Raw genomic sequence first — 17,525 nt, 5'->3', positions numbered from 1 at the left:
ACGGCCTTTTTCTGTTCGGGGAGGAAGCCTACAGGTCCTGGTGGTACTGCACGTACGGCGTGCGCGATTGGTCGGGTTCGGGGCCCGCCGGCGTCGGCACGGAGGAGCCGGACGACCAGAGGTTCTGCGCGCCGATGCTCAACTCGCCCTGCCAGGGCAGGCGCAGGGTCACGCCCAGGTCGATGCTGCTCCAGCGCTTGTCGCCGTAGAAGCCGCCGGGCAGCGCCGGCTGCATGGTGCGGCCGATCAGCGCGCCGCTGAGCGGGCCGTGGTCCACGCCGAAGCTCAGTGCCTTCTGGTCCAGCGTGTTGATGCCCAGCACGTTGCCTGGCAACAGGCGGATGCGGCCGACGCTGGCGCCAAGGTCGATACCGCTCTGTCCACCGACCGCGACGCGGCCGCGTGCATTGAGCTGGGTGCTGCTGTCGAAGTCCGGCAACCCGTTGACGCCGGGCGTGCCGCCCGGCAACACGCGCGGCAGGCGCTGATCCGGGGTCGAGTCCGCGCCCACGCTCAGGCCCACGCTGTAGCGGCCGAGATTGTAGGTGGCGCCGACCTCGCTGCCGACCACTCGTGGGCCATGGGAAACCCAGTTGTGCTCGCTCACGCCGGCGTGGAACTGCAGGTTCGGATCCAGCCCGTACTGCAAGGTGCTGGACATCACGCTGCCGGCATCGACCGCCTGGAAGGAAAGCGGCGCATCGCCGGGCTGGACCGAGGCGGACGGCCGGGCGTCGGCCTTGAGCATCAACATGTGACCGTCACTGCCGCGCCACAGCGGCACCGCCACGCCCTGGCCGAGATCGGCGACCTGGTCAGGCGCCTGGCGCAGCAGCTGCTGCGCCAGCGCATGCGTATCGCCGCCCAGCGACTGCCCTGCCGCGGCGAACGGCATCAGCAATGTCAGCAGGGGCAACAGGCGGCGCATGGTCGTTGGTCAGATCGTCAGGTGACTGGCTGGTGGATTCCAATTTATGGGGAGTATAGCCCGCTTTACGTTTACCTAACACCCGTGGCAGGCACGGGGGCGGCCGAAACGGTGAACCGAGGCACATATCCCACCCCCATGGACCATGACGTGAAAGTGGGTTTCCGCCCTAATGAAAAACCAGTCAAATCTGACGCCGCCAGGGGCTCGGCGCACGATATAGTCAGCCACGGCCTCGCCACGTAACCTACCGAACCGCATGAATCCGGCCCTACCATCCCGCGAGCCCCTGCCGTTCCCGGCCGACCGGGAAGCGCTGCATCGGGCCGTGGAGCGGTTGTTCGGGGCAGCGGACGCCGCCAGCGTGGCTGCCGTGTGCGAAACCCTGCTTTCGGATTGGCATGTCCGCGCCTGCCTGGGCTGGCGCCTGCTGGGCGGAGACGAGGCGCCGGCCTCCGCCGGGCGGATGGAGCTGGCCGAGGATCCGCAGGGACTGCGCGTGCTGGTGCTGGAACCGGACGTACCGCTGTCCCAGCCGCTGCGCGAGCGGCTGGCCTGGTTCGGCCGCCTGGCCGCCACCCGGTTGCGCCAGCAGGCCGAAACGGCGCGGCTGTACGAGGCGATCTCCCGCCTGGCGCTGGCCGAGCGTCTGCAGCGTGCGCTCTTCGCGATCGCCGAACAGGCAGGCACCGAACGCAACATGGGCGAAATGATGCGCTCGCTGCACGCCATCGTCGGCAGCCTTATGTATGCGGAGAACTTCTTCGTCGTGCTCTACGACGAGGCCACCGACAGCGTGCGTTTCCCCTACTACGCCGATGCCGCCGACCGCGACCCGCCCTCGCCCGAGCGCAGTACCCCGCTGGCCGAGCTGGAGCACGGCCTGACCTGGAACCTGCTCAGGGGCGGCAAGGTCATGATGGGCTCGATCGAGGAGCTCAGCCGCTCCCTACCCAACCGCATCGTCCCGATCGGCCCCGACTGCGAGTACTGGCTCGGCGTGCCGCTGCTGCGCGAGGGCAAGGTGGTCGGCGGCATCGTGATCCAGAGCTACCGCGCCGGCACCCAGTACACGACGCAGGACTGCGAGTTGCTCAGCTACGTGGCACAGCACGTACAGGCCGCGCTGGAGAAACGCCAGGCGCAGGCCGAGCTCGAACGCCGTGTCGCCGATCGCACCGCCGCGCTGCGCGAGGCCAACCGCGTGCTGCGCCAGCAGGTGCTGCAGCGCCAGCGCGGCGAGCGGCTGCAGGCGGCGTTGTTCCGCATCGCCGAACTGGCCAGCACCTCCGAGGGCCTGGACACCTTCTACGCGGCGATGCACCGGGTCATCGGCGGCCTGCTCTATGCGCGCAACTTCTACATTGCGCTGCTTGACGAAGAGAGCGGCCAGCTGACCTTCCCCTACTCGATCGACGAAATCGACAACGTGCCCGCGCCGCGCACGCACGGCCGCGGCGCCACCGAGTACGTGCTGCGCCACGGCAAGCCGCTGCTGGCCGACTCGGGCGAGCTGGAGCGGCTTACCGCGCTGGGCGAGATCCAGCGCCAGGGCGCGCATTCGCTGTGCTGGCTGGGCGTGCCGCTGGTCTGGGGCGAGAAGGTGATGGGCGTGCTGGCGGTGCAGAGCTACACGCCCGAGCACGCCTACAACGAGCGCGACCAGGAATTGCTCACCTTCGTCAGCTACCACATCGCCAACGCGCTGCAGCGCAAGCACACTTCCGAATCGCTCAAGCAGGCCTACGCCGGGCTCGAGCGCCGCGTCACCGAGCGCACGCGCGCGCTGGCCCTGGCCAACCGCGACCTGCGCGAGCAGATCGCCGAGCGCGAGCGCGTCGAGCGCCGCCTCAAGTACGAGACCCTGCACGATTCGCTGACCGGCCTGCCCAACCGCACCCTGCTGCTGCAACGCATGGAGCAGGCGCTGGAGCGCTACCGCGCCGAGCCCGAAGGCGGCTTTGCCGTGCTGTTCATCGACCTGGACCGCTTCAAGGTGATCAACGACTCGGTCGGCCACCTCATTGGCGACGACCTCCTGTTCCAGGTCGGCGGGCGCATCCGCGCCTGCCTGAAAACCCGCGACGTGGTCGCCCGCCTGGGCGGCGACGAGTTCGCCGTATTGCTGGAGGGCGTCGGTAACCCGGCCACCGCGGTGGCCATCGCCGAGCGCGTCATCGGCGAGCTGCAGACCCCCTTCCGGCTGGGCGCCAAGGAGATCTTCACTTCCGCCTCCATCGGCGTCGCCCTGCCCGGCCCGCATTACCAGAAACCCGAGGAGCTGCTGCGCGACGCCGATGCCGCGATGTACCGCGCCAAGGACGAAGGCCGCCATCGCGCCGCCGTGTTCGACGACCGCCTGCGCCGCGAGGCGCTGTCCTTGCTGGAACTGGAAAGCGACCTGCGGCGCGGCCTGGCGCGCAACGAATTCGTACCGTTCTACCAGCCCATCGTGGCGCTGGAGGATGGCCGCGTGGTCGGCTACGAGGCGCTGCTGCGCTGGCACCATCCCGACCGTGGCCTGCTCGCTCCGGGCGAGTTCCTGGTGATCGCCGAGGAGGCCGGCTGCGCCGAAAGCATCGACTGGCAGATCTTCGAACAGGTCTGCGCGCAGGCGCCGCGGCTGCTGGGCAAGGACGGCTTCGTCAGCATCAACGTGTCCGGCCGCCACTTCCGCGTACCCGACCTGGATGCGCGCCTGCTCGCGCTGCTGGCCGAGCACGGCCTGCCGCCGCGGCAGGTGCGCATCGAGGTCACCGAGCGCGCGCTGCTGGACAACCCGGCGCAGGTCAAGCGCATCCTGGAGAACATGCGCAGCCGTGGCGTGAAGGTCGCGCTGGACGATTTCGGCACCGGCTATTCCTCGCTCAGCTATCTGCACCAGTACCCGTTCGAGACGCTGAAGATCGACCGCTCCTTCATCACCGAGCTGCCGCGCGAGGGCGAAAGCCAGGGCGTGGCGGTGGTGCGCGCGATCCAGGTACTTGCCGATTCGCTGCACATGCTGGTCATCGCCGAAGGCATCGAGGACGAATACCAGCGCCAGGCGCTGATACGCGTCGGCTGCCGCTATGGCCAGGGTTTCCTGTTCGCCCGCCCCATGCCGATCAGCGCATGGCTGCCGGCCGACCCGACGCCCGCCGTGGCGTAGCTTTGGGTCCCTCTTCCCACCGGGAGAGGTCAGGTCGAGGGCCCATGGCTGGCCTCGGTGTCCAGCGCAAAACGCGCTCGACGTGTCGTCTTCTGGCGGGCATCCGCCTCCTGTCTCGATCCTCGCCCGAAGGAAGAGGATGCCGGGCGGTTACTGCGACGTCGTGGACGTGTCCGCGCTCACCCCACCGCTCAGCACGTGCTCCGCATCGATGCGGTCGAAGGTGTAGCGCTGCGCGCAGAATTCGCAGATCACCTCGATCTCGCCGTCACGCGCGGCCAGCGCCGCCTCCACCTCGTCGCGGCCGAGCGAGCGCAGCATCGATTCGACGCGCTCGCGCGAGCAGCTGCAGCCAAAGGCCAGCGGCCGTGGCTCGAACAGCCGCACGGTTTCCTCGTGGTACAGCCGGTACAGCAGCTGCTCGGGCGTGGTGGCCAGCATCTCCTGGTGGCCCAGCGTGCCGGTCAGATGCAGCACACGGTTCCAGGCGTCCTCGTCCTCCACCGCGCCGTGGCCGCCCTCGCCGGGAAGCTTCTGCAACATCAGGCCGACCGCGTGTTCGCCATCGGCGGCCAGCAGCAGGCGCGCCGGCAACTGCTCGGACAGGCGAAAGTAGTTTTCCAGCGCGCCGGCCAGGTCGGGCTGGCCCAGTTCGACCAGACCCTGGTAGCGCTGGCCGCGCTCGGCGTGGCCGATGGTGATCGCCATGACCGCATCGGGCAGCGTGGACAGGTCCAGCGGGGCCGGCAGCGGATCGGCCCAGCGCGCCAGGCCGCGCAGACGGCCCTGGTCGCTGCATTCGGCAAACAGCAGGCGCAATGCACCGCTGCTCTTGAGCTCGATCGACAACGCGCCTTCCAGCTTGATGTTGCCGGTCAGCAACGCACTGGCCACCAGGCTCTGGCCGAGCAGTTCGCGCAGCGGCGGCGGATAGTCCGCGCGGCCGGCGACCTCGCGCCAGCTCGCACCCAGCCGCACCAGCACGCCGCGCACGCCGGCGCGTTCCAGCACGAAACGATGCAGCACGTCCTCGACAAGCACGGTTTCCACGAAAGACACCTCTGCGCAGGGGAAGGGACCAACATGGGGGCATGGCGGCCGCGGGACAATGGGGCGCGCCCTTGCCGCTTATACTTCGGCGGCTCCCGCCCGAGGCCGCCGTCCGACGATGCCACCGCTGCGTACCGCCCTGCGGCGCCTGCTGCGCGCCATCGCGATCCTGCTGGTGTCGTGGCTGGCGCTGTCCTGGCTGGCGGTGCTGGTGTTGCGTTTCGTGCCGCCGTGGACTTCGGCGGTGATGATGGAGCGGCGCGTAGGCGCCTGGGTGCGTGCAGAGCAGGGATTCCGGCTGCGCCAGCACTGGGTGCCCTGGTCGCAGGTGTCGCCCTACGTGCCGCTGGCGATGGTCGCCGGTGAGGACCAGAAGTTTCCGTTCCACCATGGCTTCGATCTGGACTCCATCCAGAATGCACTGGACCAGGCCGACGAGGGTCGCCGGCTGCGCGGCGCCAGCACGATCAGCCAGCAGACCGCCAAGAACCTGTTCCTGTGGAACGGCCGCAGCTTCGTGCGCAAGGGACTGGAGGCGTACTTCACCGTGCTGATCGAACTGACCTGGCCCAAGCGGCGCATCCTGGAGGTGTACATGAACGTCGCCGAGCTTGGCGACGGCATCTACGGCGTGGGCGCGGCGAGCGAAGCGTATTTCCGGCTGCCGCCCGCGCGGCTCGGCCCCGCGCAGGCAGCGCTTCTCGCCGCCGTGCTGCCCAGCCCGCGCCGCCTGCATGCCGACCGGCCCAGCGCCTACGTGCAGCGCCGTACGCTGTGGATCGAGCGGCAGATGGCGCAGCTCGGTGGCCCCGGCTACCTGGACGCCACCCAACCCGCACGCGCGCGGCGAGGACACTGACCCATGCCCGAACTGACCATCGTCGTCCCGGCCTACAACGAGGCGGCCGTGCTCGACGCGTTCCACCATCGCCTTGCCGCCGTGCTGGACGCGCTGGCGCTGGACAGCGCCGTGCTCTACGTCGACGACGGCAGCACCGACGGCAGCTGGGCGGCGATCGAACGGTTGCTGGCGCGCGATGGACGCGTGCAGGCGTTGAAGCTCTCGCGCAACTTCGGCAAGGAAGCCGCGCTCACCGCCGGGCTGGACCACGTCGGCGAGGGCGCCGCCGTAGTGATCGACGCCGACCTGCAGGACCCGCCCGAACTCATCCCCGAACTGGTCGCGCAATGGCGCGCCGGCCACGACGTGGTCTACGCCACGCGCAGCGCGCGCGCCGGCGAGACGCGCTTCAAGCGTTTCACCGCCGCCGGCTTCTACCGCGCCATGGAGCGGCTCTCGGACACCCCGCTGCCGCGCGACACCGGCGACTTCCGCCTGCTCTCCCGTCGCGCGCTGGACGCCCTGGCGCGCCTGCGCGAACGCCAGCGCTTCATGAAGGGTCTGTTCGCCTGGATCGGCTACCGCCAGACCGCCGTGCATTACGAGCGCGAACCACGACGGGACGGCCGCACCAAATGGAGCTACTGGCGGCTGACCCAGCTGGCGATCGAAGGCATCACGTCCTTCTCCACTGCGCCGCTGCGCCTGGCCACCTGGGTCGGCCTGGGCTCGTCGATGCTGGCCTTCGTCTACGGCGTGTGGGTGCTCACCAAGGCGCTCATCTGGGGCGATCCGGTGCGCGGCTATCCGACCCTGATGCTGGTGATCCTGTTTCTCGGCGGCGTGCAGCTGCTCGCGCTGGGGGTGATCGGCGAATACCTGGGACGCAGCTACGCCGAGAGCAAGCAGCGGCCGCTGTACTTCGTGGAAGAGGAACGGCTGGACCGGCGCTGATTTCTCGCTTACCGGCCTTTGACACCCTGCCGACGCGGCGGCACTAGACTGGCCGCACGCGGCCCGCCGCGGCCGGTGAGGAGCCAAGGCATGCGTCAGGTAAAGCATCTGCTGGAAGGCAAGGGCAACGCCGTATACGCCATCGCGCCCGAGGCGCCCGTGCTGGATGCGGTCCGGCAGATGGCCGAGCGCCGCGTGGGGGCGCTGGTGGTGATGAAGGGCGAACGGCTGACCGGGATCGTGTCCGAGCGCGACTACGCGCGCAAGGTGATCCTGCAGGGCCGGTCGTCCGCACAGACCTCGGTGGCCGAGATCATGAGCGGGGAACCGCTCACCGTCTCGCCGGATACCGACGTGTTCGACTGCATGCGCCTGTGCACCGACCGCCGCGTGCGCCACCTGCCGGTGGTCGAGGGCGCGCGGGTGGTCGGGGTGATCTCGATCGGCGACCTGGTCAAGGCGGTGATCGACACACAGGCCGAGCAGATCGAGCAGCTGCAGCGCTACATCACCAGTTGAGGGGGTGCTGTCGACTTTGCGGAGAGGTCTCGAAGGCTCAGTCCTTCGCCAGATCCGGCGCCCGCCCCGCACGCCGCGCCACCCAGGCCGACGCCGTGGCCACGCCCGCGCCGATCAGGCCCAGGCCGCCCACGCCCACGCCGAGCCAGGCGAGCAGGCTCACACCACTGGTCACCAGCACGTCGCCGAACCGCCACACGGCGGTCTCGACGAAGTTCTTGCCCTTGTAGCGGGTCTCGCGCGGCACGCGGGTGTACAGCGCGTCGACCGCCGGCTTGGTCATGCCGTAGGCAAAGCCGCGCGTGGTCACCAGCATCAATGCAAGCACCGGCACGGCGACGCTCCAGATGCGCAGGTCGCCGGTGCCGAACGCCGCGACCAGCACCAGCAGGCCGATATTGACCAGCGCCGGCAGCACCAGGCCCCAGCCGGCGCCCAAGCGCACCAGCACCCAGCGGGTCAGGGTCAGCTGGAGCAAGGCGCCGAGCAGGTTGGTTGCCAGGTCCAGGTCGTTGTAGAAGGCCGTGCGGGCCACTCGGTCGGCGTAGTGCGCCTTGGCGTAATCAGCCATCAGCGCATAGGCCAGCGTGCCGATGCCGTCGCCCAGCAGCATCAGCGCCGCCATGTAGCGAAGGAACGGCCGCGACCACAATTCGCGCATGCCGGCCCAGAGCGAACCGCCGATGGCCTGCGCCACGCGCCCGTCGCCTATCTGCTCGTCGCGCGCGGACAGGCGCAGCAGCAACGCCAGCGCCAGCCCCAGTGCCGCAGCCGACACCGCCAACAGCGGCGCCACGCCCAGCGCGTAAACCAGGTACCGGGTCAGCAAGGGCCCGAACAGCGCCCCACCCATGCCGCCCAGCGCGATCAGCGGAAACACCCTGCGCGCCTGGCGGCTTTCGAAGATGTCCGCCATGAAGCTCCAGAACAGCGACACCACGAACAGGTTGAATACGCTGACCCAGACGTAGAACACCAGGCCCAGGACGCGCGCGCCGATCCGCTCCTGCGCGAGGAAGGCCGGCACGAAGGCGAGCAGGCAGACGATGAAGAAGCTGTAGCTCCATGCCAGCAGCCTGCGGCGGGAAAAGCGCGCGACCAGCCAGCCGAACACCGGGGTCAGCAACATCATCACGCCGAAGGTCACCGCATAGAAGAGCGGCAGCGATTGCGAACCGACGGCGCCGCCCAACTGGTCCCGCACCGGCCGGATCATGTAGTAGCCGGCCATCACGAAAAAGAAGGCCAGCGTGGCGAGGGTCAGCCCGGCGCGCTCGTCGGCGCGGGCGTTGTGGCGCAGGCTCACGGGGAGTCCAGCCTCGGATGGGGCGCAAAGCCTAGCATGGGCGATGCGGGCGGCATCGTCGCGCCTGTGCGCTATCGATGCCGCCAGGCAGCGGACCGTTCGCCGCCAGCGGCCGTTGCGTTGTGGACAAGGCGCGGCTGCACCACAATCGGAGCGTCGCGCCCTTCTCGCTCGAACCCTCTTTCCTTCAGCACGGCAATCGCGCCGAACTTCCAGGCATGCAGCTTCGTACGCTTCCCCTGCTGATCGCCGGCCTGCTCGGTGCCGCTACCGCTCCCGTACTGGCCCGCGCTCCGGCCGCGAATGCTCCCGCTCCGGTGGACGCGGCGGCGCAGTCGCTGCCGCCGGAACGGGTCAAGGCCACACTGGAAGCCTACCGCCGGTGGCTCAACACGCTCGACCAGCGCGACGCCGTCGCCGGCCTTGCCACTGCCGTGGTCGTCGACGACAAGGTGGTGTTCGAGGGCACCATCGGCTACGCCGACGCGGCGGACAAGGAGCCGGTCAAGCCCGACACGGTGTTCCGCCTCGCCTCGCTGTCCAAGGCTTTTGCCACCGGACTCACCGCGGTGCTGGTGCAGGACGGCAAGCTCGCCTGGGATACGCGGCTGGCCAACGTGCTGCCGTTCTTCAAGCTCAAGAACGTGCCCGACACCGAACGGGCCACCGTCGCCGACATCCTCGGCCAGCGGCTGGGCCTGCCGCGCAACACCTACGACGGCATGCTCGAGGACGATGTTCCCTACGAGGAACTCGTGCGCAAGCTCGACGAGGTCGACATGGCCTGCGGCGTGGGCAAGTGCTACGGCTACCAGAACGTCGCCTTCAGCCTGATCGGCGACGTGGTCTACGCCATGACCGGCAGCTTCTTCTACAAGCTGGTCGACCAGCGCATCTTCCTGCCGCTGGGCATGACCACCGCCAGCTACGGCCGCGCCGGGCTCGAGTCGAGCAGGAGCTGGGCACGCCCGCACCGGCGCACGCGGCGCGGCTGGGTGCCGTTCGAGCCTAAGGAAAACTATTACCGCGTGGCGCCGGCCGCCGGCGTCAACGCCAGCCTGCGCGACATGGAACAGTGGCTGATCGCACAGATGGGCGGCCGCCCCGACGTGCTTTCGCCGGCGGCACTGAGCGCGCTGCATACGCCCGGCGTGCCCACTCCGGTGGAACTGCATTCCTCGCCCTGGCGCAGCGGCCGCCTTTCGGCCGCGTACTACGCTCTGGGCTGGCGCGTGTTCACCTATGGCGGCGAAACGCTGATCTACCACGCCGGCGCGGTGGAGGGTTACCGCACGATGATCGGCTTCTTCCCCAAGTACCACGCTGGCGTGGTGACGCTGTGGAACACCGGCGTGCCCACGCCCTCGGGATTGATGCCGATGGTGTTCGACAGCCTGCTGGGCCTGCCGCCGGTGGACTGGGCAGGCATCGGCAAGGCAGCGCCGGCCGCGGGCGCGCCGGCGAAACCACGCAGGAATCATGCGGGCCGGCATCGCCGGCGTCGTTGACTGCTCCCGCTCGCCATAAAAAAAAGGCGGCGCCTGGAGCGCCGCCTTTTTGCATCCGTCCGCCTACTGGTTGAGCTTGAACACGATGCGCTGCTGGCGGTTGGCCTCCACCGGCACGCCGTTGCGCGTAGCCGGCTTGAACTTCCAGCGCTCCACCGCGTCGACCGCCTCGCGATCGAACATATGGCGCGGCTGCGCGTCCAGCACCTTGACGCCATTGACGTTGCCGTCGGTATCGATGTTGTAGCTCACGATCACCCAGCCTTCCTGGTTCGCGCGGCGTGCCTGGGTGGGATAGCGCGGCTGCACCGCCCGGATCAGCACCGGTTCGGAACTGGCCACCGCCTCGGCAGCCGGCTTCGTCTCGGCGGCAGCAACCTGCTGTTGCGCGGCCGTCGCCTGCGCGGGCTTCTGTTCGGCCGGCTGCTGGGTCTTCTGCTCCGACGCGAGCTTCTCGGCCGCCGCCTTGTCCGCCGCGGCCTTGTCGGCGGCCAGCTGCTGCTGCCGCTGCTGCTCGAGCGCCTGCTGCTGCTCCTTGTCCATCAGCTTGCGCTGGGCGTCGAGCTTGGAGCGCAGGATGGTCAATGTGTAGTTGGCCGGATCGGCCTTGGCCAGCAGATCGATCTCGCGCTGGGCTTCGCCGAAGTCGCGGCCATTGATCGCCTGCTCGGCACCGCTGGCGGCGAACGGGAAGGTCTCGCGCAGCGCATCGGTCGCCACCGGGTTGCCGGGCTGCTTCTCCAGCGCCTTGAGGTAGAACTCGAACGCGTTATTGCCGGCCGGCCCGAGCACGCGATGGTCGTTCATCGCCTTGCGCGCTTCGGCCAGCAGCTGGTTCACGTCCATCGCCTCCACGTTGGCCGGCGGCGGCACCGTGACCTTGTCGGTGGAGACCGGGGTGGACGGATGGCCACCGGCATCCTGCATCACCAGCTCCTGGTGCGGCTGGATGATCAGGAACCAGCTTGCGATGGCAAGCAGGACGATGATGGCGACGACAGCCAGCATGGTGGGCCGGACGGCCCCGCGCGCATGCGCGCGCTTAGAACTGGAACGGGTATCCATGGGACGTTCACCGATTGGCATGAGATACCCGCGCTTTTCCCCCTGTAGGAGCGGCCGTCCCCCTGGACGAGCGCGGCGCGAGTGCGCACAACTTACCCCCAATGCGGCCTTGCGGCAAATCGGCGAGATCCGGGCGGAGGCAGGTTTTTTTCCGTTCCCCAAAAACGAAGCGTCCCGGACTGGGCCGGGACGAATCGCTCTTCGAAGTACCCTCCCTGCGCTGGGCACCGCAGGGAGAGAAAGTCGATACCGCTAGTTGGTTTTCTTGGGCTTACTTCTTGGTGACCTTGGCGGCCGTGGTGGCCTTGACCACCTTGGCCGGTGCAGCCTTCTTCGGGGCCGCCTTCTTGGCGGCAACCTTCTTCACGGCAACCTTCTTGACGGCAGCCTTCTTGGCGGCGGCCGGCTTCTTGGCGGCAGCCTTCTTGGCGGCCGGCTTCTTGGCGGCGGCCTTCTTGGCGGCCGGCTTCTTGGCAACCGGCTTCTTCGCGGCGGCCTTCTTCACAGCGGTCTTCTTGGCGGCCTTCTTGGCGGCCGGTTTCTTTGCAGCGGTTTTCTTGGCAGTGGCCATGGTTCGTCTCAGCTCCTCATCAGTTGGCAGTGGTTGCCCAGTAAAAGCGTGCAGGAACGCCTCCACCAGCAGATCGCTGTTGGTGGCGTGCCGAAGATTGTTGACCTGACGGCGGGTGCGCTCGTCGGATAGCAGACGCAGGACATGCAACGGAATCGACACGGTGATCTTGCGCACCGCGCCTGCCTTTTCGCCGTGACCGACATAAGGCGTGATGAATTTCGATGCAACCATATGTACCTGTTCCCCTCAATCTGAGGCGAAAGCTATTCCTGAAGATTTCACCTGTCAATTGATTTCGACCGGAAAATGCACCCGGCCCAAACCCCTCCGACCACCCTGCAAAGCGCCGTCCGGCAAGGTGTCGCGAACCAACCGGCACATTTTCAATTGGACGTATAGGCGTCCATTTAAAAATATCCGCCATAATCCAGTCGATGCCGCAAAGCCTTGCTGCGCAAGGTTTTGCGCCGTATTGATCCGGTCACTCCGAATGACACCCGCACGCATGAAAAGCGCAAGCGCTTTGCTGTACGAGGTGCCGCGCAGGGCCCCGCGTTCGAATGAATGGAAGTCGACCAGCGGGTTCTCGGATGGCAACGGCCGGATCGTCGACCGCCCTGCTCCCCCTCCCCTTTTCGGCGGCGATCGAGGGGAACGACGCGCCACGTTGGCCGGCGGACCGGCTCGTGCGCCGCCCTGGGGCGACGCACGATGAAGGCACTCTCAGTGGTCCTCGTTCTCGATCTGCTCGGCGTAGGCGTCGGCGTCGAGCAGGCCATCCAGCTCGGCGCGATCGCTGATGCGCACGGCGAAAATCCAGCCCTCGCCGAAGGCATCCTCGTTGATGGTCTCGGGCTTGTCGTTGAGCAATTCGTTGACCTCGACGACTTCGCCGGACACCGGTGAATAGATGTCCGAAGCGGCCTTGACCGACTCGACCACCGCCACGCCGGTGCCGGCCTGCACGCTGGCGCCGATCTCCGGCAGCTCGACGTACACCAGGTCGCCGAGCTGGCCCTGCGCATGGTCGGAGATGCCCACGCGGACCAGGCCGTTGTCTTCGACACGGGCCCACTCGTGGGATTTGAGGAACTTCAGATCGCCGGGAATCTCGCTCATGGTCGGGTCCAGTCGTTCGTTCGAGGAAAGGAGCGGCGATTCTAGCCGCTCCGGTGAAAGCTCATATAGAAGGAGCGCGCGCCCCTCAGATGCCTTCGCAGGGCTTGCCGTCGCGCACGAAGGGGTACTTCACCACGCGCACCGGCACCTCGCGGCCGCGGATGTCCACCCGCACGTCGCCAGGCTCGCCGGCGGGAATGCGCGCGAAGGCCACCGCCTTGTCCAGCGTGGGGGCGAAGCTGCCGGAGAGGACCTCGCCCTCGCCGTTGGCGGTGAGCACCTTCTGGCCGTGGCGCAGCACGCCCTTCTCGTCCAGCACCAGGCCGACCATCACGCGCGGCACGCCGGCGGCCTTCTGCGCCTCGAGCGCCTTGCGGCCGATGAAGTCGCGGCCCTCGTCCAGCGCGATGGTCCAGCCAAGGTTTGCCTCCCACGGCGAGACGCTCTCGTCCATGTCCTGGCCGTAGAGGTTCATGCCTGCTTCCAGGCGCAGCGTGTCGCGCGCACCCAGGCCGGCCGGCTTCACGCCGGCCGCGGCAAGCGCCTGCCACAGGGCGACCGCGTGCTCACTCGGTACGATGATCTCGAAGCCGTCCTCGCCGGTGTAGCCGGTGCGGGCGATGAACAGCGGCATGCCGTGCGGCCCCTGCGCGGCGGCCGCGGCAAAGCGGCCGAGCTTCTCGATGCGCGGACGGTCGACCTCGTGCAGCAGGCCAATGACCCTGGCGCGCGCGTTCGGCCCCTGCACTGCGACCATGGCGAAGTCGGGACGCTCCTTCACCTCCACGCCATAGGCCTTGGCTTGCTGCTCGATCCAGGCCAGGTCCTTGGCGCGCGTGGCGGCGTTCACCACGAGGCGGAAATGCGCCTCGTCGAAGAAGTACACGATCAGGTCGTCGATCACCCCGCCCTGCTCGTTCAACATGCACGAGTACAAGGCCTTGCCGCCCACCTTGAGCTTGTCGACGTTGTTGGCCAGCAGGTGGCGGAGGAACTCGCGCGTGCGCGGCCCGTGCAGGTCGACCACGGTCATGTGGGAGACGTCGAACATGCCCGCGTCGCGGCGAACAGCGTGGTGCTCCTCGATCTGCGAGCCGTAGTTGATCGGCATGTCCCAGCCGCCGAAATCGACCATGCGTGCGCCCGATGCGCGATGGGTGTCGTTGAGTACGGTCTTCTCGGTCATCGCACGGGCGCCTTGGGGAAAGCCGCGATTATCGCCGGCGCCAGGATGCAAGCCAAGCGAGCGCCTCCTCCATTCCTACGGGATGCATCGGAAGGTGAGGTTGATGCGCGGCGCCCGCACCCGCGCCATGCGCGGCAGAGCGTGCTGGTAGAGCCGCTGGGAGGCGCCGGCCATGCGCAGCAGGCTGCCGTGCGGCAGGCGCAGCTCCAGCGCGGCGCGCTCCGCGGTCGCACCGCGCGCCGGCTTGCGGCGGAACACGAAGCGCCGCTCGGCACCCAGGCTGAGCGAGGCGATCACCGGCGCCGGACCCAGTTCCGGCTCGTCGTCGCTGTGCCAGCCCATCGCATCGCGGCCGTCGCGGTAGAGATTGGCCAGCACGCTGTTGAAGCCCGCACCGCAGGCCTGCTCGATGCGTGCGCGCAATACCGCCAGCGCTCGCGGCCAGGGGCGCGGCTCGAAGCGCGTGCGCGAATACGCATAGCTCGCGCCCGGGTCGCCGATCCAGCAGCTGAGCCGGGGCGACGGAACATCGCGGCCGTAGACCCGGATCACGTGGGTCTCCCACGGGATCGTTGCGCGCAGGACCTCCAACAATGCGTCCGCCTCGGCCGGCGCCAGCCATGCCGGCCAGTAGGCGAGTTCCGCGTTGGGCAAGTCGAGCGGTTGCCAACCCTCCGCCGGAGCGAACAGGCCTCCACTTTGCGGATGGGACGGGCTCGCCATCACGCTTTTGCGTCAGGCGATCGCCGGATAGGCCGGATCCGCATCCAGCGACGACGCGCACACCGCCGCCAGCTCCAGCAGGCGCAGGTCCGAGCCGCGTGCGCCGACGAACTGCAGGCCGATCGGCCGGCCATCGCGCAGCGCGCCCATCGGCATGCTCACCGCCGGGCAGCCGGCCAGGCTGGCGAAGCTGGTCAGGTCCGCCGCCGAGTCGGGCGCCGGCCCGTCCAGCGGGAAGGCACCCTGTGGCGTGGTGGGCAACTCCAGCTCGTCGATCTGCGCGAACAGGCGGCGCATCTTGAGCGTTGCGGCGTCCAGCACGCGGTCGGCCGCGGCGTACTCCGCGGCGCTCTTGCCGGCGGCATAGCCGAGCATTCCGCGCAGGCGCGGGGATACCGGTCGCGCAGCGTCGGCCAGGTCGGCGGCAAAGGTGCCCAGCATCTCCGCCTCCATAAGCAGCAGGCCCGCGCGGCGCGAGCGGGCGAAATTCCAGTCGGCGAAATCCACCGTGCGCCGTTCGCCCAGCTCGCGCGGCAGCTTGGCCAGCGCCGCCTCGAACACCTCGATCACCTCCGCCTCCACGCCCACCGCCGCCAGGTCCGGCAGCAGGCCGGCGCGCAGGTGGCCCGGCTCCCAGTCCGGCGGCGAGAAGGCGACACGCCGGCGGCGCGAGCGCGCATCGTCGGCGTCGTAGCCAGCCAGCACCTGCAGCAGTACGGTGAGGTCGTTGGCGCTGCGCGCGAGCAGGCCCACCGCGTCGAGCCGGCGCGCCGCCGGCAGCAGGCCGCGCGTGGAAATTTCGCCGTGCGTGGGCTTGAGCGCGTACACGCCGCAATAGCTGGCGGGAATGCGGATCGAGCCCAGGCTGTCCGACCCCACCGCCGCCGCCGCAAGCCCCGCGGCTACCGCCGCGGCCGCGCCGCCGGAGGAACCGCCTGCGCTGTAGCCATGCTTGTAGGGATTGTGCGTGGGACCGTAATGCGGGTTGTCGGTGGCCGCGCCTAGCGCGGCCTCGTCCATGTTCGTCTTGCCCACCAGCACCGCGCCGGAGGCGCGCAGGCGCGAGACCACGTGGGCATCGTCCTGCACCGGCTGCTCGCGTCCCGGCAGGCCGGCGCGGGTGGGCCAGCCGGCCATGTCGAAGTTGTCCTTCAATGCGATCGGAATGCCGTCCAGCCGCCCGAGCACGCCGTCGCGGCGGCGGTGGGTGGCAGTGCGCGCCTGCTCCTGCAGCAGCCCCGGGCGCAGGTCGACATAGGCATTGAGCCCGGGATTGATCCGCTCGATCGCACCCTGGTAGCCATCGGCCAGCGCCTGCGGCTGCACGCGGCCCACCGCCAGCCAGTGCAGCAACTGGCACACGCTGGCGCGGCGCAGGTCAATGTCGGCGATCGACGCGGTCGAATTCATGCCTCATCCTTTGCATTGCATTGCCGGATTATCGCCACGGGCCGCAAAGCGATTGCAAGCGGTCGCGGGTGAAGAGCCCGGTTTGCCGCGGGACGCGCGAAACCCGACAATGCCGCCCTTTCCTTCTGTATGCATGCAGCACGGGAGTCCGCCATGAGCGAACGCGAGACGATGGAATACGACGTGGTCGTGGTCGGCGCCGGTCCCGCGGGGCTGTCGTTTGCGATCCGCCTGAAGCAGCTCAAGCCCGACACCAGCGTCTGCGTGATCGAGAAGGCCTCCACCGTCGGCGCACAGATCCTTTCCGGCGCGGTGATCGAGCCGGGCCCGCTCGATGCCCTGCTGCCCGGCTGGCGCGACAACCCGCCGCCGATCTGCGTGCCGGCCGGCGAGGACGAGTTCTGGCTGCTCAGCAAGACCGGCGGCCGCAAGCTGCCGGTGCCGCCGGGCATGAAGAACCACGGCAACTTCATCGTCTCGCTGGGCGCCATGTGCGCATGGCTCAGCCCCCAGGCCGAAGCGCTGGGCGTGGACGTGTTCCCCGGCTTTGCCGCCGCCGACAACATCTATGACGAGGACGGCTCGGTCGCCGGCGTGCGCATCGGCGACATGGGCGTGGCGAAGGACGGCACGCACAAATCGGGCTACACCCAGGGCATCGACATCAGGGCCAAAGTGACCGTGCTCGCCGAGGGCGCGCGCGGCAGCCTGACCAAGCAGCTGATCAAGCGCTTCGACCTGGCGAAGGACGCGGACCCGCAGGGCTATTCGATCGGCATCAAGGAGCTCTGGCACGTGCCGGCCGGCCGCGTCACCCCCGGCAAGATCGTGCATAGCTTCGGCTGGCCGGCCGACAACCGGACCTACGGCGGCAGCTTCCTCTACCACCTGGACGGCGACCGCATCGCGCTGGGCTACGTCAGCGGCCTGGATTACCGCGACCCCGACTACAAGCCGTGGGAAGCCTTCCAGCAATGGAAGAACCACCCGCACGTCAAGCCGCTGCTCGAGGGCGGCACCATCCTCTCCGCAGGCGCGCGCGCCATCGTCACCGGCGGCTGGCAGTCGCTGCCCAAGGTCGAGATGCCCGGCGCGATCTTGATCGGCGACACCGCCGGCCTGCTCAACGTACCCAAGATCAAGGGCACCCATCAGGCGATCCGCAGCGGCATGCTCGCCGCCGAGCACCTG

At 68.7% G+C, this 17,525-nt stretch carries 16 protein-coding genes; 6 read left to right on the top strand and 10 right to left on the bottom strand.

The genetic code is table 11. From position 1 onward, the window contains the following. Positions 1 to 28: 28 nt before the first annotated feature. Positions 29 to 928, bottom strand: a complete 900-nt coding sequence (locus tag HOQ08_RS09885) for a hypothetical protein (RefSeq protein WP_291193882.1) — start codon at positions 926 to 928, stop codon at positions 29 to 31. A gap of 259 nt (positions 929 to 1,187) precedes the next feature. Here HOQ08_RS09885 and HOQ08_RS09880 point away from each other — a divergent pair, with 259 nt between their 5' ends. Next, a complete protein-coding gene (locus HOQ08_RS09880) occupies positions 1,188 to 4,079 on the top strand; it encodes an EAL domain-containing protein (protein WP_291193879.1) in 2,892 nt (963 codons plus the stop codon). A 150-nt stretch (positions 4,080 to 4,229) separates the two neighbouring features. Here HOQ08_RS09880 and HOQ08_RS09875 read toward each other — a convergent pair whose 3' ends face one another. Next, the gene (locus HOQ08_RS09875) at positions 4,230 to 5,129 is read right to left on the bottom strand and encodes an Hsp33 family molecular chaperone HslO (protein ID WP_291193876.1); all 900 of its coding nucleotides are present in this window, start codon (positions 5,127 to 5,129) and stop codon (positions 4,230 to 4,232) included. Between the two features lie 118 nt (positions 5,130 to 5,247). On the opposite strand from HOQ08_RS09875, the gene mtgA reads away from it, so the two are divergent. From mtgA to HOQ08_RS09860, 3 genes are all read left to right on the top strand, one after another. After that, the gene (mtgA, locus tag HOQ08_RS09870; RefSeq protein WP_291193873.1) at positions 5,248 to 5,988 is read left to right on the top strand and encodes a monofunctional biosynthetic peptidoglycan transglycosylase; all 741 of its coding nucleotides are present in this window, start codon (positions 5,248 to 5,250) and stop codon (positions 5,986 to 5,988) included. A gap of 3 nt (positions 5,989 to 5,991) precedes the next feature. Next, positions 5,992 to 6,924 (top strand): glycosyltransferase family 2 protein, encoded by a 933-nt coding sequence (locus tag HOQ08_RS09865; protein ID WP_291193870.1) that lies wholly within the window; start codon positions 5,992 to 5,994, stop codon positions 6,922 to 6,924. 90 nt (positions 6,925 to 7,014) lie between these two features. Continuing rightward, entirely contained in the window at positions 7,015 to 7,443 is a 429-nt protein-coding gene (locus HOQ08_RS09860; protein ID WP_291193867.1) for a CBS domain-containing protein, read from the top strand. Between the two features lie 37 nt (positions 7,444 to 7,480). Here HOQ08_RS09860 and HOQ08_RS09855 read toward each other — a convergent pair whose 3' ends face one another. Further along, a complete protein-coding gene (locus tag HOQ08_RS09855) occupies positions 7,481 to 8,749 on the bottom strand; it encodes an MFS transporter (RefSeq protein ID WP_291193865.1) in 1,269 nt (422 codons plus the stop codon). Positions 8,750 to 8,967: 218 nt separating this feature from the next. On the opposite strand from HOQ08_RS09855, the gene HOQ08_RS09850 reads away from it, so the two are divergent. Then, the gene (locus HOQ08_RS09850) at positions 8,968 to 10,257 is read left to right on the top strand and encodes a serine hydrolase domain-containing protein (RefSeq protein ID WP_291193862.1); all 1,290 of its coding nucleotides are present in this window, start codon (positions 8,968 to 8,970) and stop codon (positions 10,255 to 10,257) included. Positions 10,258 to 10,320: 63 nt separating this feature from the next. Here HOQ08_RS09850 and HOQ08_RS09845 read toward each other — a convergent pair whose 3' ends face one another. The 7 genes from HOQ08_RS09845 to HOQ08_RS09815 all read right to left on the bottom strand — a co-directional run bounded on the left by HOQ08_RS09845 (position 10,321) and on the right by HOQ08_RS09815 (position 16,334). Further along, positions 10,321 to 11,265 (bottom strand): energy transducer TonB, encoded by a 945-nt coding sequence (locus HOQ08_RS09845; RefSeq protein ID WP_291193859.1) that lies wholly within the window; start codon positions 11,263 to 11,265, stop codon positions 10,321 to 10,323. Between the two features lie 328 nt (positions 11,266 to 11,593). Beyond that, on the bottom strand, positions 11,594 to 12,127 hold the full coding sequence (gene metJ, locus HOQ08_RS09840) for a met regulon transcriptional regulator MetJ (protein ID WP_291193856.1): 534 nt from the start codon (positions 12,125 to 12,127) through the stop codon (positions 11,594 to 11,596). 54 nt (positions 12,128 to 12,181) lie between these two features. Beyond that, entirely contained in the window at positions 12,182 to 12,493 is a 312-nt protein-coding gene (locus tag HOQ08_RS09835; RefSeq protein ID WP_291193853.1) for a hypothetical protein, read from the bottom strand. Positions 12,494 to 12,619: 126 nt separating this feature from the next. Further along, positions 12,620 to 13,015: a glycine cleavage system protein GcvH gene (gene gcvH, locus HOQ08_RS09830; RefSeq protein WP_291193850.1), complete on the bottom strand. Its 396-nt coding sequence runs from the start codon at positions 13,013 to 13,015 to the stop codon at positions 12,620 to 12,622. A gap of 85 nt (positions 13,016 to 13,100) precedes the next feature. Next, positions 13,101 to 14,201, bottom strand: a complete 1,101-nt coding sequence (gene gcvT, locus HOQ08_RS09825; RefSeq protein ID WP_291193847.1) for a glycine cleavage system aminomethyltransferase GcvT — start codon at positions 14,199 to 14,201, stop codon at positions 13,101 to 13,103. 75 nt (positions 14,202 to 14,276) lie between these two features. After that, entirely contained in the window at positions 14,277 to 14,924 is a 648-nt protein-coding gene (locus HOQ08_RS09820) for an alpha-ketoglutarate-dependent dioxygenase AlkB (RefSeq protein WP_291193844.1), read from the bottom strand. A 12-nt stretch (positions 14,925 to 14,936) separates the two neighbouring features. Beyond that, positions 14,937 to 16,334 carry an amidase gene (locus HOQ08_RS09815; protein ID WP_291193841.1) on the bottom strand — a complete coding sequence of 466 codons (1,398 nt, stop codon included), beginning with the start codon at positions 16,332 to 16,334 and terminating at the stop codon, positions 14,937 to 14,939. A 153-nt stretch (positions 16,335 to 16,487) separates the two neighbouring features. Between HOQ08_RS09815 and HOQ08_RS09810 the strand changes: the two genes are divergently transcribed. Next, on the top strand, positions 16,488 to 17,525 hold a 1,038-nt coding region (locus tag HOQ08_RS09810; protein ID WP_291193838.1), incomplete at its 3' end, for an NAD(P)/FAD-dependent oxidoreductase.

Source organism: Frateuria sp., from assembly GCF_013362045.1.
Lineage (GTDB): Bacteria > Pseudomonadota > Gammaproteobacteria > Xanthomonadales > Rhodanobacteraceae > Frateuria_A.
Note: the sequence above shows the minus strand (reverse complement) of the source record. Positions and strands in the feature narration are given on the sequence as shown.

Excerpts from the sequence above, each read along its gene's own strand:
- HOQ08_RS09820 (WP_291193844.1), bottom strand. The coding sequence starts at position 14,924 with ATGGCGAGCCCGTCCCATCCGCAAAGTGGAGGCCTGTTCGCTCCGGCG.
- HOQ08_RS09860 (WP_291193867.1), top strand. The coding sequence starts at position 7,015 with ATGCGTCAGGTAAAGCATCTGCTGGAAGGCAAGGGCAACGCCGTATAC.
- HOQ08_RS09865 (WP_291193870.1), top strand. The coding sequence starts at position 5,992 with ATGCCCGAACTGACCATCGTCGTCCCGGCCTACAACGAGGCGGCCGTG.
- HOQ08_RS09815 (WP_291193841.1), bottom strand. The coding sequence starts at position 16,334 with ATGAATTCGACCGCGTCGATCGCCGACATTGACCTGCGCCGCGCCAGC.
- gcvH (WP_291193850.1), bottom strand. The coding sequence starts at position 13,015 with ATGAGCGAGATTCCCGGCGATCTGAAGTTCCTCAAATCCCACGAGTGG.
- HOQ08_RS09845 (WP_291193859.1), bottom strand. The coding sequence starts at position 11,265 with ATGCTGGCTGTCGTCGCCATCATCGTCCTGCTTGCCATCGCAAGCTGG.
- HOQ08_RS09850 (WP_291193862.1), top strand. The coding sequence starts at position 8,968 with ATGCAGCTTCGTACGCTTCCCCTGCTGATCGCCGGCCTGCTCGGTGCC.
- HOQ08_RS09880 (WP_291193879.1), top strand. The coding sequence starts at position 1,188 with ATGAATCCGGCCCTACCATCCCGCGAGCCCCTGCCGTTCCCGGCCGAC.
- HOQ08_RS09885 (WP_291193882.1), bottom strand. The coding sequence starts at position 928 with ATGCGCCGCCTGTTGCCCCTGCTGACATTGCTGATGCCGTTCGCCGCG.
- gcvT (WP_291193847.1), bottom strand. The coding sequence starts at position 14,201 with ATGACCGAGAAGACCGTACTCAACGACACCCATCGCGCATCGGGCGCA.
- metJ (WP_291193856.1), bottom strand. The coding sequence starts at position 12,127 with ATGGTTGCATCGAAATTCATCACGCCTTATGTCGGTCACGGCGAAAAG.
- mtgA (WP_291193873.1), top strand. The coding sequence starts at position 5,248 with ATGCCACCGCTGCGTACCGCCCTGCGGCGCCTGCTGCGCGCCATCGCG.